Annotated in this window: 11 protein-coding genes and 5 pseudogenes; 12 read left to right on the top strand and 4 right to left on the bottom strand. The window is 53.4% G+C overall.

From position 1 onward, the window contains the following. The first annotated feature begins 49 nt into the window (after positions 1–49). The 6 genes and pseudogenes from O3W44_RS08800 to yniD all read left to right on the top strand — a co-directional run bounded on the left by O3W44_RS08800 (position 50) and on the right by yniD (position 5777). A pseudogene (locus tag O3W44_RS08800) lies at positions 50–1221 on the top strand (cyanate transporter). 221 nt (positions 1222–1442) lie between these two features. After that, a pseudogene (lldP, locus tag O3W44_RS08795) lies at positions 1443–3096 on the top strand (L-lactate permease). Further along, on the top strand, positions 3093–3881 hold the full coding sequence (lldR, locus tag O3W44_RS08790; RefSeq protein WP_269292768.1) for a transcriptional regulator LldR: 789 nt from the start codon (positions 3093–3095) through the stop codon (positions 3879–3881). The pseudogene lldP and the gene lldR overlap by 4 nt, the downstream one beginning before the upstream one ends. Beyond that, positions 3878–5065 (top strand): FMN-dependent L-lactate dehydrogenase LldD, encoded by a 1188-nt coding sequence (gene lldD / locus O3W44_RS08785; protein ID WP_269292767.1) that lies wholly within the window; start codon positions 3878–3880, stop codon positions 5063–5065. The genes lldR and lldD overlap by 4 nt, the downstream gene beginning before the upstream one ends. A gap of 58 nt (positions 5066–5123) precedes the next feature. Beyond that, the gene (locus tag O3W44_RS08780) at positions 5124–5552 is read left to right on the top strand and encodes an OsmC family protein (RefSeq protein WP_269292766.1); all 429 of its coding nucleotides are present in this window, start codon (positions 5124–5126) and stop codon (positions 5550–5552) included. Between the two features lie 117 nt (positions 5553–5669). Continuing rightward, positions 5670–5777, top strand: coding sequence for a small membrane protein YniD (gene yniD, locus O3W44_RS08775; RefSeq protein ID WP_269292765.1), 108 nt, complete (start codon positions 5670–5672; stop codon positions 5775–5777). Between the two features lie 116 nt (positions 5778–5893). Here yniD and O3W44_RS08770 read toward each other — a convergent pair whose 3' ends face one another. Together O3W44_RS08770 and O3W44_RS08765 are read right to left on the bottom strand one after the other, a co-directional pair. Continuing rightward, complete coding sequence (locus O3W44_RS08770; RefSeq protein WP_269292764.1) at positions 5894–6124, bottom strand: hypothetical protein; 231 nt, start codon at positions 6122–6124, stop codon at positions 5894–5896. A gap of 383 nt (positions 6125–6507) precedes the next feature. Further along, the gene (locus O3W44_RS08765) at positions 6508–7158 is read right to left on the bottom strand and encodes a CPBP family intramembrane glutamic endopeptidase (protein ID WP_269292763.1); all 651 of its coding nucleotides are present in this window, start codon (positions 7156–7158) and stop codon (positions 6508–6510) included. Positions 7159–7376: 218 nt separating this feature from the next. Between O3W44_RS08765 and O3W44_RS08760 the strand changes: the two are divergent. Beyond that, positions 7377–9979: pseudogene (locus O3W44_RS08760) on the top strand (bifunctional diguanylate cyclase/phosphodiesterase). A 267-nt stretch (positions 9980–10246) separates the two neighbouring features. Continuing rightward, positions 10247–10543, top strand: coding sequence for an I78 family peptidase inhibitor (locus tag O3W44_RS08755; RefSeq protein ID WP_269292762.1), 297 nt, complete (start codon positions 10247–10249; stop codon positions 10541–10543). Between the two features lie 180 nt (positions 10544–10723). On the opposite strand, the gene O3W44_RS08750 is transcribed toward O3W44_RS08755, so the two are convergent. Beyond that, complete coding sequence (locus tag O3W44_RS08750) at positions 10724–10978, bottom strand: biofilm development regulator YmgB/AriR family protein (protein ID WP_269294401.1); 255 nt, start codon at positions 10976–10978, stop codon at positions 10724–10726. A gap of 437 nt (positions 10979–11415) precedes the next feature. On the opposite strand from O3W44_RS08750, the pseudogene O3W44_RS08745 reads away from it, so the two are divergent. Then, positions 11416–12689 (top strand): annotated as a pseudogene (locus O3W44_RS08745) (multidrug efflux MFS transporter). Here the strand turns inward: O3W44_RS08745 and O3W44_RS08740 are convergent. After that, complete coding sequence (locus O3W44_RS08740; RefSeq protein WP_269292761.1) at positions 12571–15705, bottom strand: beta-galactosidase; 3135 nt, start codon at positions 15703–15705, stop codon at positions 12571–12573. The pseudogene O3W44_RS08745 and the gene O3W44_RS08740 overlap by 119 nt on opposite strands. Positions 15706–15968: 263 nt before the next feature. Here O3W44_RS08740 and O3W44_RS08735 point away from each other — a divergent pair, with 263 nt between their 5' ends. The 3 genes and pseudogenes from O3W44_RS08735 to O3W44_RS08725 all read left to right on the top strand — a co-directional run bounded on the left by O3W44_RS08735 (position 15969) and on the right by O3W44_RS08725 (position 17004). Then, entirely contained in the window at positions 15969–16118 is a 150-nt protein-coding gene (locus O3W44_RS08735; protein WP_269292760.1) for a hypothetical protein, read from the top strand. Positions 16119–16324: 206 nt separating this feature from the next. Next, a complete protein-coding gene (gene iraP, locus O3W44_RS08730) occupies positions 16325–16579 on the top strand; it encodes an anti-adapter protein IraP (RefSeq protein WP_269292759.1) in 255 nt (84 codons plus the stop codon). 141 nt (positions 16580–16720) lie between these two features. Next, positions 16721–17004 (top strand): annotated as a pseudogene (locus tag O3W44_RS08725) (PsiF family protein). Positions 17005–17224: the final 220 nt, after the last annotated feature.

The raw sequence follows: 17224 nt of genomic DNA, 5'->3' as shown, positions 1-17224 counted from the left end.
TAGTAACTAACGCTGTCAGGCTGGCAATCTTTAAATTTTCGGATTGTGCATGAAACGATATACAGAAGCGGTGACCCTCTTCGCGCTGATTCTGGCGGGCCTGAATATGCGTCCTCTTATGACTGCCGTCAGTCCATTGCTGAATCAGCTACGTCAAAGCACTGGACTATCCCCGCTGGCAGCTTCACTGCTGCCCGCCGTACCGATGATCATGATGGGCGCTATGGCGCTGTTAAGTGCGCCACTGATGCAGCGTTTTCCGGTGCGTAACGTGCTGACGGGCGGATTGGTATTGCTGCTGTTTGCTACCGGCAGCCGTTTGATGATTTCCGGGGAAAGCGGGCTGGTATGGAGTACCGTACCGGGCGGATTGGGAATTGGCGTCGTGCAAATGGCCATGCCGGGCCTTATTCGCCAGCAGTTTGCTAAACGCAATGCAGTCATCACCGGCTTGTGGGCCGGAGCGTTAATGGGCGGCGGCGGTTTAGCGGCGGCAGCCACTCCATGGTTAAGCACACATTTTGGCTGGCAGGGCGCGTTAAGCTGCTGGGCAATCCCGGTATTGCTGGCACTGCTGCTGTGGATGTGCGTTCCGCTCAGCGCAGCACAACCATCAGCCTCGTCAGCGATGCCCGTGCTGTGGCGCAGACCACGCGCCTGGGCGCTGGCAACCAGCTTTGGCCTGGTAAATGGAGGTTATGCGATTTGTGTGGCGTGGCTGCCTGACTTCTACCAGCAACAGGGCTGGAGTGCACAGGCGGGCGGCAGCCTGCTCGGCATGATGATCAGCTGTCAGGTAGCTGGCGCTCTGTTATTGCCCCTGCTGGTACGGGGCGCGGATCGTCGCCCGCTGCTGTTGCTGGCACTGTGTATGCAGCTCAGCGGTATGGTGGGATTTTTGTTAGCCCCCAGGCCGCGCCGTGGCTGTGGGCCGGTATTGCCGGTTTTGGGTTGGGAGGTGCGTTTCCGTTAGCGTTAGTGCTGGCGTTAGATCATCTGACACAGCCCCAGGCCGCTGCGCGACTGGTGGCGTTCATGCAGGGTATTGGCTTTATCATTGCGGGATGTATGCCGTTTATTGCCGGGCAGCTGCACGCCTTCGTCTCTTCTTTTAGCAGCATATGGGCGCTGCAGGCTGCCGTGACGTGTCTGCTGTTTTTACTCAACCTGCGCTTTCATCCACGCAGTTACCGGCGCGCTTTTCCCATGCAAAACGGCTGATTTGGTCCTACCAATTTTATGAAAAAATTTTCCTGCTTCACAGAACAGGAAAAATCACGCCATACCTGTTGTCTCAGGTTAATAAAGCGTTAAACATCTGTTGCCAGTAGGCCTCGCTGCCCGTTTTTGGTCTGACCAATCCGGGCAGATAAAAGGTTATCGGTGCGCTTGTGTATAAATGATGGCGCACGCTTCTTCATCGTTTCTCTGGAGATAACGGCATGCAGGTTTGGCAACAAAATTACGATCCGCTCGGCAATATATGGTTGTCGAGCCTGATCGCGTTGATCCCCATTCTGTTCTTCTTCTTTGCGCTCATTAAGCTGAAGCTAAAAGGCTATGTGGCCGCCACGGCTACCGTGGCGCTGGCGCTGCTGGTGGCGCTGTTGCTCTACCGTATGCCGACCGGACAGGCGCTGGCCTCTGTGGGCTATGGTTTCTTATACGGTTTATGGCCGATTGCATGGATTATTGTTGCGGCGGTGTTCGTTTATAAAATTTCGGTCAAAACCGGACAGTTCGACATCATCCGCGCCTCGATTTTATCCATCACACCCGATCAGCGTTTGCAGATGCTGATTGTTGGCTTCTCGTTTGGTGCGTTTCTTGAAGGCGCGGCGGGTTTTGGCGCACCGGTTGCTATTACCGCTGCACTGCTGGTGGGCCTTGGATTCAATCCGTTATATGCCGCCGGTCTGTGCTTAATCGTCAATACCGCGCCAGTGGCGTTTGGTGCAATGGGCATTCCCATCATCGTCGCCGGGCAGGTTACCGGGCTTGATAGCTTCGCCATTGGCCAGATGGCAGGCCGCCAGCTACCGCTGCTCACTATTATCGTTTTGTTCTGGATTATGGCGATTATGGATGGCTGGCGAGGCATTAAAGAGACCTGGCCGGCAGTTCTGGTGGCAGGAGGATCCTTTGCGATAGCGCAGTTCCTGAGTTCGAACTTCCTTGGCCCGGAACTGCCCGATATTATCTCTTCACTCGCTTCGCTGGTCTGCCTGACGCTGTTTTTGCGCCGCTGGAAACCGGTACGCATCTTCCGGTTTAACGATGTGGGTGCGTCGATTGTTGATCAGGATTTGACACGTAAACAATACAGTACCGGGCAGGTTATTCGAGCCTGGATGCCGTTCCTGTTTCTTACCGCCACCGTCACGCTGTGGAGTGTTCCACCGTTCAAGGCTCTGTTTGCCAAAGGGGGGCACTGGCCGATTGGGTCTTTAGCATGCCGGTTCCGTTGCTCAATGAACTGGTGGCGCGCATGCCGCCAGTGGTGGGCAGTGCCACGCCTTATCCTGCCATCTTTAAATTCGATATCGTCTCGGCGACCGGCACGGCTATTTTGCTGGCAGCCTTCATGGCAATGGTGTTCCTGCGCATGAAGCCAAAAGCCGCAATACAAACCTTTGGCGAGACATTAAAAGAGTTAGCGTTGCCCATTTATTCTATTGGCATGGTGCTGGCGTTTGCCTTCATCTCTAACTATTCAGGACTCTCAGCCACGCTGGCACTGGCGCTGGCGCATACCGGCGATGCTTTTACCTTCTTCTCGCCGTTCCTCGGCTGGTTAGGTGTGTTTCTCACCGGATCTGATACGTCGTCGAATGCGTTGTTTGCCGCATTACAGGCGACTACTGCCCAGCAAATTGGCGTATCGGATGTGCTGCTGGTGGCAGCGAACACCACGGGCGGTGTCACCGGTAAGATGATCTCTCCGCAGTCGATTGCCATCGCCTGCGCGGCGGTGGGACTGGTGGGCAAAGAGTCCGATCTGTTCCGCTTCACGGTTAAACACAGCCTGATCTTTACCTGCATGGTGGGTGTCATTACGACCCTACAGGCTTATGTCTTCCCTGGATGATTCCATGACGCAAAACAGCCCGCCGCTGGCGGAACATCTGGTGGTACGCCTCAAAGCGTACATCAGCGAACACCAACTGGAGCCTGGCATGCGGTTGCCCGCTGAACGTCAGTTAGCCGCCGAGCTTGGCGTGTCACGATCATCGCTGCGCGAGGCGATTCAGCAGCTGATCAGTAGCGGTCTGCTGATCAGCCGACGCGGAGGGGGAACGTGGCTACGTCAACAGCTTGCACCCTGGTCAGAACAGCGCATCGTTGAGCCAATTCGTCAGTTGCTGGTCGCCGATCCCGATTATCGCTATGACGTGCTGGAAGCGCGTCACGCGATTGAAGCGAGCACTGCGTGGCACGCCGCGTTACGCGCAACCGAGTCTGACAAAGAGAAGCTGCAGTATGCCTTTGATGCCACGCTGAAACTGAAAGAGAGCGACGATCCCGATCTCGCAGCACAGGCCGATCTGCGTTTTCACCTGGCTATCGCAGAGGCATCACACAATGTCGTGCTGCTGCAAACCATGCGCGGCTTTTTCGATCTGCTGCAATCCTCGGTGCTGCAAAGCCGTCAACGCATGTACACCCAGCCGGTGATTTTTGCGCAGATAACGGAACAGCATCAGGCGATGCTCAACGCGATCCTTGCCGGAGACGCCGAAGCCGCACGCCTGGCAGCAATGCAGCATCTTGGCTTTGTCCACACCACGATAAAAAGCCTGCACGAAGATGAAGCTCGCCAGGCACGCATTACCCGCTTGCCGGGCAACGAAATTCGTAACCGTAAGGAAAACGACTCATGATCATTTCTGCTTCCAGCGATTATCGCGCCGCCGCGCAACGCATCCTGCCGCCGTTTTTGTTCCATTATGCTGACGGTGGTGCTTATGCAGAGCATACCTTGCGTCGCAATGTGGATGATTTGGCTGACGTCGCGCTGCGCCAGCGCATACTGAAGAACATGTCAGATTTAAGCCTTGAGACCAAACTGTTCAACGAAACTTTGTCGATGCCGGTGGCGCTGGCACCGGTTGGCTTATGCGGCATGTATGCGCGGCGTGGTGAAGTTCAGGCGGCGCGTGCGGCGGCGCTGAAAGGCATTCCGTTTACCTTATCAACGGTGTCCGTTTGCCCGATTGAAGAGGTTGCACCGCAAATTAATCGCCCGATGTGGTTCCAGCTTTACATACTACGCGATCGGGGTTTTATGCGTAACGCACTTGAGCGCGCCAAAGCGGCAGGCTGCTCAACGCTGGTATTTACCGTGGATATGCCTACGCCGGGGGCACGCTATCGTGACGCTCATTCCGGCATGAGTGGCGCCAACGCGGCGCTGCGGCGTTACTGGCAGGCGATAACGCATCCGCAATGGGCGCTGGATGTTGGCTTGCACGGTCGCCCGCACGATCTGGGCAATATTTCGACTTATCTGGGTAAACCAACCGGATTAGAAGATTACATCGGCTGGCTGGCGAATAATTTCGATCCGTCCATCTCCTGGAAAGATCTGGAATGGATCCGTGAGTTCTGGGACGGTCCAATGGTGATCAAAGGCATTCTCGATCCGGAAGATGCGCGTGATGCGGTGCGCTTCGGCGCAGACGGCATTGTGGTCTCTAATCACGGCGGTCGCCAGCTGGATGGCGTGCTCTCGTCAGCACGTGCCTTGCCTGCTATCGCCGATGCGGTGAAAGGGGACATTGCTATTCTGGCCGACAGCGGCATCCGAAACGGGCTGGACGTGGTGCGTATGATTGCGCTGGGTGCCGATACGGTGTTGCTCGGACGCGCCTTTATCTATGCTTTAGCAACTCACGGTCAGCGTGGCGTGGAGAATCTGCTTAGCCTGTTCGAGAAAGAGATGCGTGTTGCGATGACGCTCACCGGGGCGAAATCGATCGCCGAAATTACCCGTGATTCACTGGTGCAGGCCAATGCACTCATGAACGAACATGTGATCCCCGCCCGTCCACGGGCGGTAAGCTGATCCGGCGAAGTCAGATCTGTTGTCTATACTTACCTTCTTTACCAACAGGAGGAATGACATGACCATTCATAAGAAAGGTTCGGCGCATTGGGAAGGCGATATTAAAGGAAAAGGTACGGTAAGCACCGAGAGCGGTGTGCTGAGCCAGCAGCCCTATGGCTTTAATACCCGTTTCGAAGGGGAAAAAGGCACAAACCCAGAAGAGCTGATTGGTGCTGCGCACGCGGCCTGTTTTTCCATGGCGCTGTCGCTGATGTTGGGACAAGAAGGTTTTCCACCGAAAAGCATCGACACGACGGCAGATGTCTCGCTGGATAAAAAAGGCGAAGGTTTTGCCATTACTAAAGTGGCGCTGACCAGCACCGTTGAGCTGCCAGGCATGGATGAGGCGACATTTAAGGAGATCATCAATAAAGCCAAAGAGGGCTGCCCGGTTTCTCAGGTATTGAATGCTGAAATCACGCTTGATTACACCCTGAATAATTAAGTCCGCAGCGGTCGCCTTTGGCGGCCTGAACGGCTGAAAACAGCACGGTCCTGCTGATGACCGTAACAGATGCGCCTCAAGGCGCATCTTCGCTTTCTGGCTGGGGAGGAAACGGATGTGGCAAGGTATCTGGCTGCGAAGAAGCACTGGAAAATGGTGCTGGTTCTGCTCTGTATTTGTGGCGCCTTACTGCTGATTCGTTGGGCTGCGATGATATGGGCCTGAAATCATGGATTTGTCGGCATAAACTCGGCATTTTGGTGATGATCGTGCTGGTGCTGGAAGTCATCCACTATGTTATGACCGCATCATGGCTGCCGTGGGAATGGCAGTAGTCGCGGCTACACGTATTCGCTTTCGCGTCGTTTGCTACGCACATCGCTGCGTGCAATGCGATACGCTTTGCCAGGATCGCCTGCCACAAACTCAAAGGTCGGAGAGTAATAAAAAGGCAGCCAGCCGCCATAGCCGCTCTCCCATTCCCATCGGACAGGACACGGCCACAGAATGCCATCATACAAAATGTAATAAACCCAGCGTCCGTTTGGACGACGGGGGCGTGATGTTTTCATGGGATTCACAACGGTAACAGTGAACAACAGCTTATATTTTGTACGCTAATGCGCCAGCTTGCAACGTTATGAACGTGCTTTCTCTCGCTGGCCCTGGATTATCGATGAACTTCTCCACAAAGCAGGACCACATTAGGCCGTACTTTATAGATGCGGTCCGCCATTTGTTCGCAGGCCTCTTTGGTGGGGTAAATCCGTTCTGACACCGGTAAAGCATCACAAGCATCATGGCCGCACGCGCTCACTAACAATACAAATCCAATTAACATTGCTCGACTCCTTTACACGGTCTGGTGGTCCGGACTGTGGCGTTTTTTAATCCTTTTTGATCCATTATAGACAAACGCGGCGGCAGAGCATTATCAGCCTGAGCGATGATTGCTTTAGCCAGAGAAATACCAGGCGGGAAGCAGTGCGATAAGGTTGTTTAGCGTATGCAGAAAAATGGGCAGGGCCAGACTGTTGCTGCGTAGCCGGGCATAGCAGAGCAGCAGTGAAAACAGCGTCAGCGCGATGAGGGTTTCCCAGTGAACATATTGGGTATGCATCATCGCGAACAGCAGGGAGGTCAGTAACATACAGGCAAAGCGGCTGCGTGGTGCCCACAGCAGAAATGCCTGCAATAAAAAGCCGCGGAACAGCACCTCTTCAAATACCGGCGCAAGCAGGACGGCGGTGAGCAGCAGGATCAGCAGTGAGTGTCGGTCTTGCTGCGCCTGCTCAACCAGCCAGCCTTCCGGCTGTAAAAACTGGGTTTGCGCGGCCATCAGAATAAATAAAGCCACAATGAACAGCAGGGTTTGCAGCGGACGTAGCTCACCCAGCGGCAGATCGCCACGACGCTGGCAGTAGAAGCGATACAGCGGATAGATGACAGCAAATTCAAACAGGCAGAGCACCGGCACCAGTAAGCCGTCATTACGCAGCACGCCGTAATTAGGAAACAGCGTAATCAACATAGTGACGAGGTAATAGACCACAAAGCTGCCAACGTAGAAAAGCGTTAGCGTCACTTTGTCGGAATTGGTGTTCATAGGCGACCCAGCCAGCGAAGGTTAGCGCATAGTAGCAATGCGCCAGATCGCTGTCGAGTCAGGCTGCGCGACAAAATATGTGCGTTAAATTGCACCATCAGGCTAAACCACCCGCAGACGGAGCCGATAACTGAGGAAATGAATTTGGGTTGGGCAGCATGAGTCGCTATTCGCGTGCCACCCGAACCGAACTTTCCGCTTTGTTGTGAGCTTTCTTAATGACTTTTGTACCTCAGGAACCGTCACCGCGCCCCTTTGTAAACGGAGCTGAAGATCGCACTGTGCGTTTTACGCGCCGCAGTTTACGCACGCTCACGCTGCTGCTGTTCGGCGTGCTGATCCTTTCAATGCTGATGGTGTTGTCCATAGCCCAACGTCAAAACCAGGCGTCGATTAAGCACGACCAGGCATTGATGCAGCAAGCGTGGGAAAGTCATAAAAAGGCGATGATAACGGATATCCGCGATTACGCTTTCTGGGGAGAGGCGTGGCGTAATTTACATATCACAGTAAACAAAACCTGGGCTTTTGATGAGGAAAATTTCGGGCCGGGTCTCTATCAGGAATATCACTATGATGGCGTTTTCGTGGTCAACGGTGAGGGCAAGACGGTGTATGCCGTCATCAATGGCGAACTCAGCCTTACGCCCCTGGAAACCTGGCTCGGTGACAGCAGCCTGCCGCTGATTACGCACGCGCGCACGCTACAAGACGCCGCCATTGCGCGTAATGCGCTGGTGTTACATCAGCCTGCCATTGTGGTCGCCGCACCTGTCAGCACCGGTAAAGTGCCGGGCCTGCCGGAAAAGTCAGGTCCGCCGTCGGTGATGGTCTTTGTGAACCTGTTCACGCCTGACAAGCTGGAGACGTTAGGGGCATCGCTTGAAGTGCACGGTTTACGCCTGGCTAAAGATGCCATTGATGCCGAACTGGAGCCTCGCCTGATTGCAGCGATACCCGGCGCCGATCCGTTGATATTACGCTGGATCCCTAAAATGCCAGGCATGGGGTTAATTTGGTTTTTGTTACCGCTGCTGCTGGTGATGGGGATCATTATTGCGTGGATCACCCGCCGCGTCAGTCGCCATGCCTTACATAATGCTATTTTGTCAGACCGCCGCTTTGCCATGCTGGCGGTCAGTCAACAGGAGCTGGCAAACAGCGAAGCGCGTTTCCGTGATCTGGCCGAGGCCGCGTCTGACTGGATTTGGGAAACGGATGAAGAGGGGCGGTTAATCTATCTGTCGGCGCGTTTTACCACCGTGACCGGCCATGATATTCCTCACTGGCTGGGACGCCATATCGATCATTTACTGACGCATCCCAGTCATTCTTTAGTCACCTGGCTGATGCGTCAGGAATCAGAGCCGCAGCGAATGCCGCTGCGCTGTCAGTTTATGTCGGCGCAAGGCGATCGCCGCATTGGCCAACTGGTGGCTAAAACGGTCTGGCACAACAACAAACGCATCGGTTTTCGCGGCACGGTGTCCGATATTACTCAGGGCATGGAAGCGGAAGCACGCATTCAGTTTCTGTCGCGTCACGACGTGCTGACCGGCTTACCCAATCGCGTTCAGCTGCAGGAGTTTCTTACCAGTCATCTTGAGCAATACAATCTGGATGTGCCGTTGACTATCATCAGCCTCGACCTTGATCAGTTCAAACCGATCAACGAGACCTGGGGCCACGCAGCGGGGATTTAGTGTTGAATCAAATGGCACAACGTCTGAAAGCCTGCGTTGGTCCCCACGAGCTTACCGCGCGTCTGGGCGGAGATGAATTTGTATTGATTATGCGTGAAGGCGATCGCGACAAAATCGATGAACGCTGTGCGCAGCTATTACATGAAGTTCAGCAGCCGATTACGACCGGGCAACACGTTCATTATCTCACAGCCAGTATGGGAATCGCCTGCGCACCACAGGACGCCTGTCATCCGGAGGCGCTGCTGCGAATGTCTGACATTGCCCTTAACGAAGCGCGGGAAGCCGGGCGTAATAAATGGGTGTGGTATGCCAATGAAATGGCCAGCATGCGTGAAAGCAAGCGCGACATGGCGCGCCGCATTGAGCGCGCCCTGAAAAACAATGAGTTCCGCCTGCATTATCAGCCGCGTTATCAACTGTTAAGTGGTCAGCTGGCAGGGGCAGAAGCCCTTATCCGCTGGCAGACCGCGCCCGATCAGTGGATTACGCCGGATCGTTTTATTCCGCTGGCGGAAGAGAATGGCCTCATCGCGACGATCAGTGATTGGGTACTCAGGCATGCCTGTGAAGATGCGCTGGGCTGGGGTGGCGATCGCTATGTTTCGGTTAACATTTCACCCATAGAGTTCCGCACCACTGATTTGGTCCAGCGCGTTGCCAGGGCGCTAAAAGAGAGTGGATTACCGGCAACGCGGCTGGAACTGGAAATTACGGAAAACGTCACGTTTGAACATCCACAGCAGGCGCTGGAAGTCATGCAAGGGCTACGTTCGTTGGGCGTGCGTTTAACGGTGGATGATTTTGGCACAGGTTATGCGGCGCTGGGCTATTTAAAGACCTTTCCGTTTAACGGCCTGAAGATTGATCGCTCATGGATGAAAGATTTTCCCGAATCTCAGCAGGCACAATCGGTAGTCGCGGGGATCATTGCACTGGCCCGTGCGTTTGCGCTGACTATCACGGCAGAAGGCATTGAAACAGAAGCGCAACTGAACCAGCTCAAAAAGCTTTCATGCGAGGAAGGGCAAGGCTATTTCCTTGGCCGACCGATGCCGTTAGCGGCATTCAGTACGCTTCTGGAGAGAACAACTCAGCATCACAAGGATCAGGCTTAACGTACTTTAACGGCAACCAGAGTCATCAGTACGGCAAAGCCAATAAAGATTGCAAGTTCCATCATTTTTACCTCAGATAATTCTTAGGTAATTTTAGCTGCCAGGCGTCGAAATTTTACACAGTGTGTGCGATTTATCTGAAAAATTGTGATCGCAGCCGCTTTTATTTTTTGATCGTCATGAATGCGTTGGCTGAGCAGGTGTTAGCGGTAAGAGACGTTTGCTACCCTTGAGGCAGGGTTTAACACGTCTAAGAGGAGAGCAAACGTGAAACATTATGGAAAAGTGCTGATGGCAATGGGTTTTTTGGCGTTAACTGCCTGCCAGTCAGCCAGCAAACCCGAAACCGCTGCGGCATCGCAGGATGCTGAGAGCGATCGCTGCGGTGCCTCGCAATATCAGAGCTACGTTGGCAAGCCTTTATCTTCACTTAACAGCCAACGATTTGAGCACCCGGTGCGCGCGATCCCGTGGAATGCGGCGGTAACCATGGATTTTAATCTTAATCGCCTGAACTTTATGGCAGACAAAAGCGGCAACATCAGTCGCGTTTATTGTGGCTAATCCATAAAAAGCGAAAATTGTCATATGGCTGTCATCGCAGCAGGCGAGGATAACGGCGCACTAAAGAGATTTCCTCGTCACTCTCAATATGCAATGCTCGTCTTGTTTATTCCCGCTACGGCGGGAATTTTTTTATCCGTTTAACACGCGGCAGAGCAAATGAGGATCTCAACGGACCGATCAGGCATCATTGGGCCGTGTTTCAATTAGTTGCGCTAACAGGGTTCGGTAATTTTGCAGGCGTTTTTCATCACCTTCAAATTCCAGCTTGTCGATGACGCGCGCAATGATCGCTTTATTGGTGGCAGGTTGTCCCGCTTCCATTAGCTCACGCAAAATCGCGGCCAGTAAATCTGATTCTGGTGGCGCGTTCCAGTCGGGGCTGTTGAAATAGTCGGTGATAGCACGGCTGGCGCTGTTTGGTTGCACTCTCATCATCCACCTCCGCTAAAACAACGACAGGCCCACTGCGCGGCTGCGCAATGAGCGTTTATCTCTGAGTAAAGTCAGTTGTTCTTAATAGTGCAGATGAGTAGTGACTCGCCTGATTAAGAACATTGCGCGGGCAAGAATAGCCTGCGTCATGCATCGGGCTGCTGTTTTTTTAAACATAGATCGACCGATGATAATTGTCAGTAACAGCCTGAAATATTTTTTCATAGTGATCGAGCCACTGCCAATAGTCAGCAGGGCGAATGATTGTTTTTGCACATAATCGCGCTGTGAAATTCCTCTCCTGAAAAATTTGCACGCAGCATGACGGAAAAACACAGCGTAAAACCGCGTTTTGCAGCCGGTGCCATGTTTTGCCGTTCCGCCATGTTGAGTCATTGTTAGAATCGTGGCTCATTTGTCCTGCAAGTTATCTGCACATGCCTCGCTCAACAGAATCCTGGAAAATTAACCTGATCTCGGTCTGGTTCGGCTGTTTCTTTACTGGCCTGGCGATCAGCCAGATCATTCCTTTTTGCCACTTTATATTGAACAGCTGGGGATAAAAGGCGGAGAAGCCCTGAGCCTGTGGTCGGGCTTAACCTTCAGCATCACTTTTATCGTATCGGCAGCGGTTGCGCCGTTATGGGGCAGCCTGGCGGATCGTAAAGGGCGCAAGCTGATGTTACTGCGTGCAGCTTTTGGCATGGGCGCGGTGATACTGTTGCAGGCTTTCGTGACGCAGGCCTGGCAGCTGTTGCTGCTGCGGGCGCTGATGGGACTGACTTCAGGCTATATTCCCAATGCAATGGCGCTGGTTGCCGCGCAGGTGCCGCGTGAGCGCAGCGGCTGGGCATTAAGCTGTGTGACCACCGGTCAGATTGGCGGTGTCATTTTGGGGCCGATGCTGGGCGGCTTGCTGGCAGACTGGGTCGGCTTACGGCTGGTGTTTATTATTACGGCAGCACTGCTGATGATCAGTTTCCTGGTGACGCTGTTTCTGATTAAAGAGACGGGTTACACGCCCGTGAGCAGGCAGGACAAACTCAGTGGACGTGACGTATTTCGTTCGCTGGATAACCCAAAACTGATGATCTGCCTGTTTTTTACCACCATGGTGATCCAGATGTGCAACGGCTCGGTGAATCCAGTTCTGACGCTGTTTGTACGTGAACTCGCTCCGACAGCGGAAAATATTGCCTTTCTCAGTGGCTTTATCGCCGCCTTGCCGGGGATTTCCGCGTTGATTTCTGCACCACGACTGGGACGTCTTGGCGACCGCATTGGCACACAGCGTATTTTACTGACAACAATGTTGATTTCGCTGCTGCTGTTCTTCGCCATGTCGTTTGTCACGAACGCAACGCAGCTTGGTGTGCTGCGATTTTTGCTCGGCTTTGCGGATGGCGCGATGATGCCCGCAGTACAAACGCTACTGGTGCGTCACTCCCGTGACAACATCACCGGTCGAATTTTCGGTTATAACCAGTCGTTTATGTATCTTGGCAATGTCGCCGGACCGCTGCTGGGGGCCGCGGTCTCAGCGATAGCCGGTTATCGTTGGGTATTTTTTGCCACCGCGATAGTGGTCCTCATCAATGTCTTTTTTCTGCGCCGTTTTTACCGTCGGCCAAAAACTCAGCTGGCGCAACCTGTTGATGAATCGTCACAACATAATGCCAACGCTGCTGACTCAGCAAAAACTCAGGGCTGACGCTGGGGCTCCAGGAGTCATCACCGCCGACGCCCATGTGAGCGGCATCGATGTGCAGCCAGCAGCCCGCTTCAGGCTGCAACAGATGACGATGTGTCGTGTCACGAAGCTGCTCCAGACTGTAGCGGCTCAGCGAAAAGGCGAAGTCACCGTTTACCTGCCAGCTGCCGCTATCAAGCTGCCTTGTCTTGCCGCGCAAACCGTTTTCGCTCGGGAAAACATACGGCGTATAGAGATCGTCTAACGGCAACTGCCAGCGCGAAAACTGCGCTGAAAGCTGGCGATCGGGATAGTTTTCATGCGGTCCTAATCCCAGCCATTCGACGTTTTCAGGCGTATGCGCAAGCTGACAGCGTAAACCGATGCGTGCCGGTAAGGGCAGGCCAGGCGCATGTTCAACCGACACGCTGATGCGCATTTCGCCATGAGCGTTAATGGTGTAACGCTTGCGGCTGATAAACGCAATCTGGCCGTTTGCTCGCCAGCTGTGCAGCGTATCAAGCTGTACTTCATCCTTCAGCGCATTCACTTCCAGTGATTCAACCTGACTCTCCATCTGGTCATATCCCGCGGCCTTCCAGCGTTCAACCCACGCATTGGGATCAACCCGTTCCGCCTCGCTGGTGCCAATATCATTATCCAGCGGCGCACGAATAAAACAGTCTCGCAGCGGCGATAACAGGGTCTCTTTCTCATTGACGAACCATTGCACCAGTTCGCCGCTGCGGCGTGAGAAATGCCAGCGTTGCTGCGGATGGGTGACGGAGATTAAATCGTGATTGAATTCCAGCTCCGGCGGATAACCCACCCCGGACGTGGCTAACGTCAGCGACGCCGGAAGCGGCCATTGATGCCAGGCGACGCGCCAGTCAGCGTCAGCCCAGCTTGTTGCGTTAATCTGGTGAACGGCGACGTTTAACCAGCATTCGCCCTGTAACCCTTCTGGCGGCGTAATCTCAATGCGTTGCTGACCTTGTGCATCAATGTCTAATTTGACCTCGCCAGAGGCCACGATCTCGCCTTGTTGCTCGATGCGCCAGCGCAGCAGCTCGTTGTCACTGCGGCGAAACAGGTATTCACTGCTCACCGTAAAGGCAAAAGGATGCGTGTTGTCCACGTCGAACTGGAAAAACTGCTGTGCGCGCTGTGCTTCGAACAAGGCCGGGTGAGGCGTACGATCGGCAAACACTAAGCCATTCATACAAAACTGGCGATCGTTCGGCTTATCGCCAAAATCACCGCCGTAGGCTTGCCACGGTTGGCCTTGCTCATCGTAACGCGTCAGGCTTTGATCAGCCCAGTCCCAGACAAAGCCGCCTTGCAGGCGCGGAAACTGGCGAAAGGCTTGCCAGTATTTGGCGAAGCCGCCAAAGCTGTTCCCCATGGCGTGAGCGTACTCACATAAGATCAGCGGGCGTGTTTCTCCCGGTAGTCCAATCCACTTTTTCAGTGACCATTTCGGGACAGCAGGAAAGGGTTGATCCTGATCGACTCGCGCATACATCGGACACACAATATCGGTGGCAGCCGTGTTGGCTCCGCCACCTTCATATTGTACCGGTCGTGTGGGATCGGCACTTTTCACCCAGCGATAAAGCGCATCGTGTGTAGTGCCGTGGCCCGCTTCGTTGCCCAGTGACCAGATGATGATGCTGCAATGATTGCGATCGCGCTGCACCATACGTGTTACGCGCTCACTGTAGGCGGCGAACCAGCGAGGATCGTCTGACAGGCGATTCATTGGCTGCATGCCGTGCGTTTCTATATTTGCCTCATCGACGACATATAAGCCATAGCGGTCGCACAGCCGATACCACAGCGGGTGATTCGGGTAGTGCGAACAGCGCACGGCATTGAAATTATGCTGCTTCATCAACACAATGTCGCGGCGCATTGAAGCTTCATCAACGACCTGACCCTGCACCGGATGGTGTTCATGACGGTTAGTGCCGCGAATCAGCAGCGGTTTGCCGTTAAGGCACAGCAGCCCGTTCACAATGGTAACGCTACGGAATCCGACATCGCAGGCTTCGACCTCAATGATATTTTCGCTGTCATCCAACAGCGCCAGCGTGGCGCGATAAAGGTGCGGCAGCTCTGCGCTCCAGAGCGTTGGCCGTTCTACCTGTAAGCGCAGCAGGGCACGCTCGGGATAATGCCCCCGTTCATCAACAATCGCACTGCCCAGCGACTGCACAACGTGACCGATGATCTGATCACCTTGCCACAGCGTCAGGCGCAGGCGATAACCCGTGCTTTCTGTGAGTGGCAGCGTCACTTTCACCCTGGCGCATAAGTCGGCGCTGAGAAATTCCGGGCTGAGTTGAGTTTCAAGCTGTAGATCCGCCAGGTGCACATCCGGCTTGTGCAGCAGCGTCACATCGCGAAAGATGCCACTCATGCGCCACATGTCCTGATCTTCCAGATAGCTTCCGTCACTCCAGCGCAGCACCATAACCGCAAGGCGATTTTTGCCTGGCCGCAAATATGCGCTCAGGTCAAATTCAGCGGGCAAACGGCTGTCCTGGGAATACCCTATCCAGTGACCGTTGCACCACAGATGAAAGGCAGAATTAACACCGTCAAATATAATGCGCGTTTGTCCAGACGCCAGCCACGCTTCTTTTACGCAAAATGTGAGCGAATAACATCCGGTGGGATTCTTTTCAGGAACCAAAGGCGGATTAACCGTAAAGGGATACTGTACGTTGGTATAAATCGGCGCATCGTAGCCGTGCATCTGCCAGTTAGCCGGAACCGGAAGCGTGCCGGCATCGGGTAAATCCTGTAGCAGCCAACTGCCCGGCACTGCTTCTGGCCGGGCGAAATAGCTGAATGACCACTGACCATTCAGGCTTTGAAGAGAGGGTGAGGCGAGATCGTTATGCGCTGCCTGCTCGCTGCGCCAGCTGGCAAACGGCGGATGGGCATCCAGGCGATTGAGCGAGGTGATAACCGGATTTTCCCAGTCACGACGGGCAATGATTTCACCAAAAGCAGAGAGAGCAGCTGACATAATCGTATCCTTTAAATGTTTGCGCTCACATTGCGTAAAAACACGCACGTTGTAAAGCACGTACCTTAATGATTTAAGCAAAAACCTGATCGATTTGCCGTCAGCACTTAGTGGCGAAGTGTTGGCTTTTTGCGTCTTTAGTGCCAGTTATTCGTTAAGGTTGGTCAGTAAAGATTAATAACGTCGGGATACGGAGAATTCTGTATTGTCGGCCTTTCGTACCACTCATACACTCAGCCCGTTCTTTCTACCTTGAGGTTGATATGAGAATTTTTAAACTGGCGGCCGTTGTGGCATTGGTTACAGCATTAAGCGGATGTATTTTTCCTCCTCCGGGCGGCGGTGGTCACGGCGGTGGCGGTTGGGGTGGTCACGGCGGCGGTCCGGGCCGTGGCTTCGTCGATCCGCGTTAATTGAGAAACACGCAGCGATAATCACGAGCGAAACGTACAACGTACACGAAATTATTTGCGAAAACGTTTCGCTCGCACGCAAAATTCACAGGAAATTCGGTCTGTGACGGTCGGTTTTAACTGCCTGAAAAAATACCAGAAACTCCCCTTGTTTTTTTATTCAGACGGGTGATAACTTCAGCGTTTTATCCCCCTGAGTTAACGGCATGAAACATCTTATTGCTGAATTACTGGTTAAACTGGCAGAAAAAGAAGAAGCGTCAAAAGAACTGGTGGCTCAAGTTGAGGCACTGGAAATTGTGGTGACGGCGATGTTGAGAAAAATGGAGCCTGAACAACAACAATCAATTACAACCGGCATAGAAACCGCTATGGTGAATACAGGTGCCGATGCTTCTGATGAGAATGTTGTTTTACTGCGTAATTACATCGACAGACTACTTAATCACCCGCGCGAATAGTTTCCTGACGGAGGATTAGCCCCGCATTTGCGATCCTCCTGTCAATTCTGCTCATTAGTTCCCCCGCTTTGTTTAGCGCCTGTCAGACTTACCAGGATAAATAGACCTGGAGATGCAGATATCAAAGGCTGTTTGTTAGTCATGATCCTGGCAGCAGTGCTGACTGGCACTACTGTCAATGCAGCTGAAAAGAGAGCACAGCAGGAAAAAATGACGATATGTAACCAGCACCCCAGCTCCAAAACCTCAATGGCGATGCACGCAAAACCTTTATGAGCGACTGCCTGAAAAAAGAGAGCAAGATCTCCTCTATGACGCCACAGCAGATGAAAATGAAAGTCTGTAATAGCGAAGCGGACGATAAAAAGCTGACGGGTGAAGCACGAAAAACCTATATGAGCCAGTGCCTGAAAAAGAACACATAAGAGGCATTGATTTTCTGTCAGCAACAGGCTTAACGGCTGCTCCGGCGGCCGTTATTTTCTCTCATGCCTGAACCCTGTTATCGCACGTGCCTGAAGACTGTTAAAAATTAAAAAAACCAGTTAACAACAGATTAGCCGTCTCGATTTACATTCAGACACGGGCTCGCTGGATCTTTTGCCACACTTACTGTTTGTAGGGTATTGCGTGGCGTTGCGCTTA

Source organism: Pantoea sp. LMR881, assembly GCF_027157825.1.
In the GTDB taxonomy this organism is placed as follows: Bacteria; Pseudomonadota; Gammaproteobacteria; order Enterobacterales; family Enterobacteriaceae; genus Pantoea; species Pantoea haifensis.
Note: the sequence above shows the minus strand (reverse complement) of the source record. Positions and strands in the feature narration are given on the sequence as shown.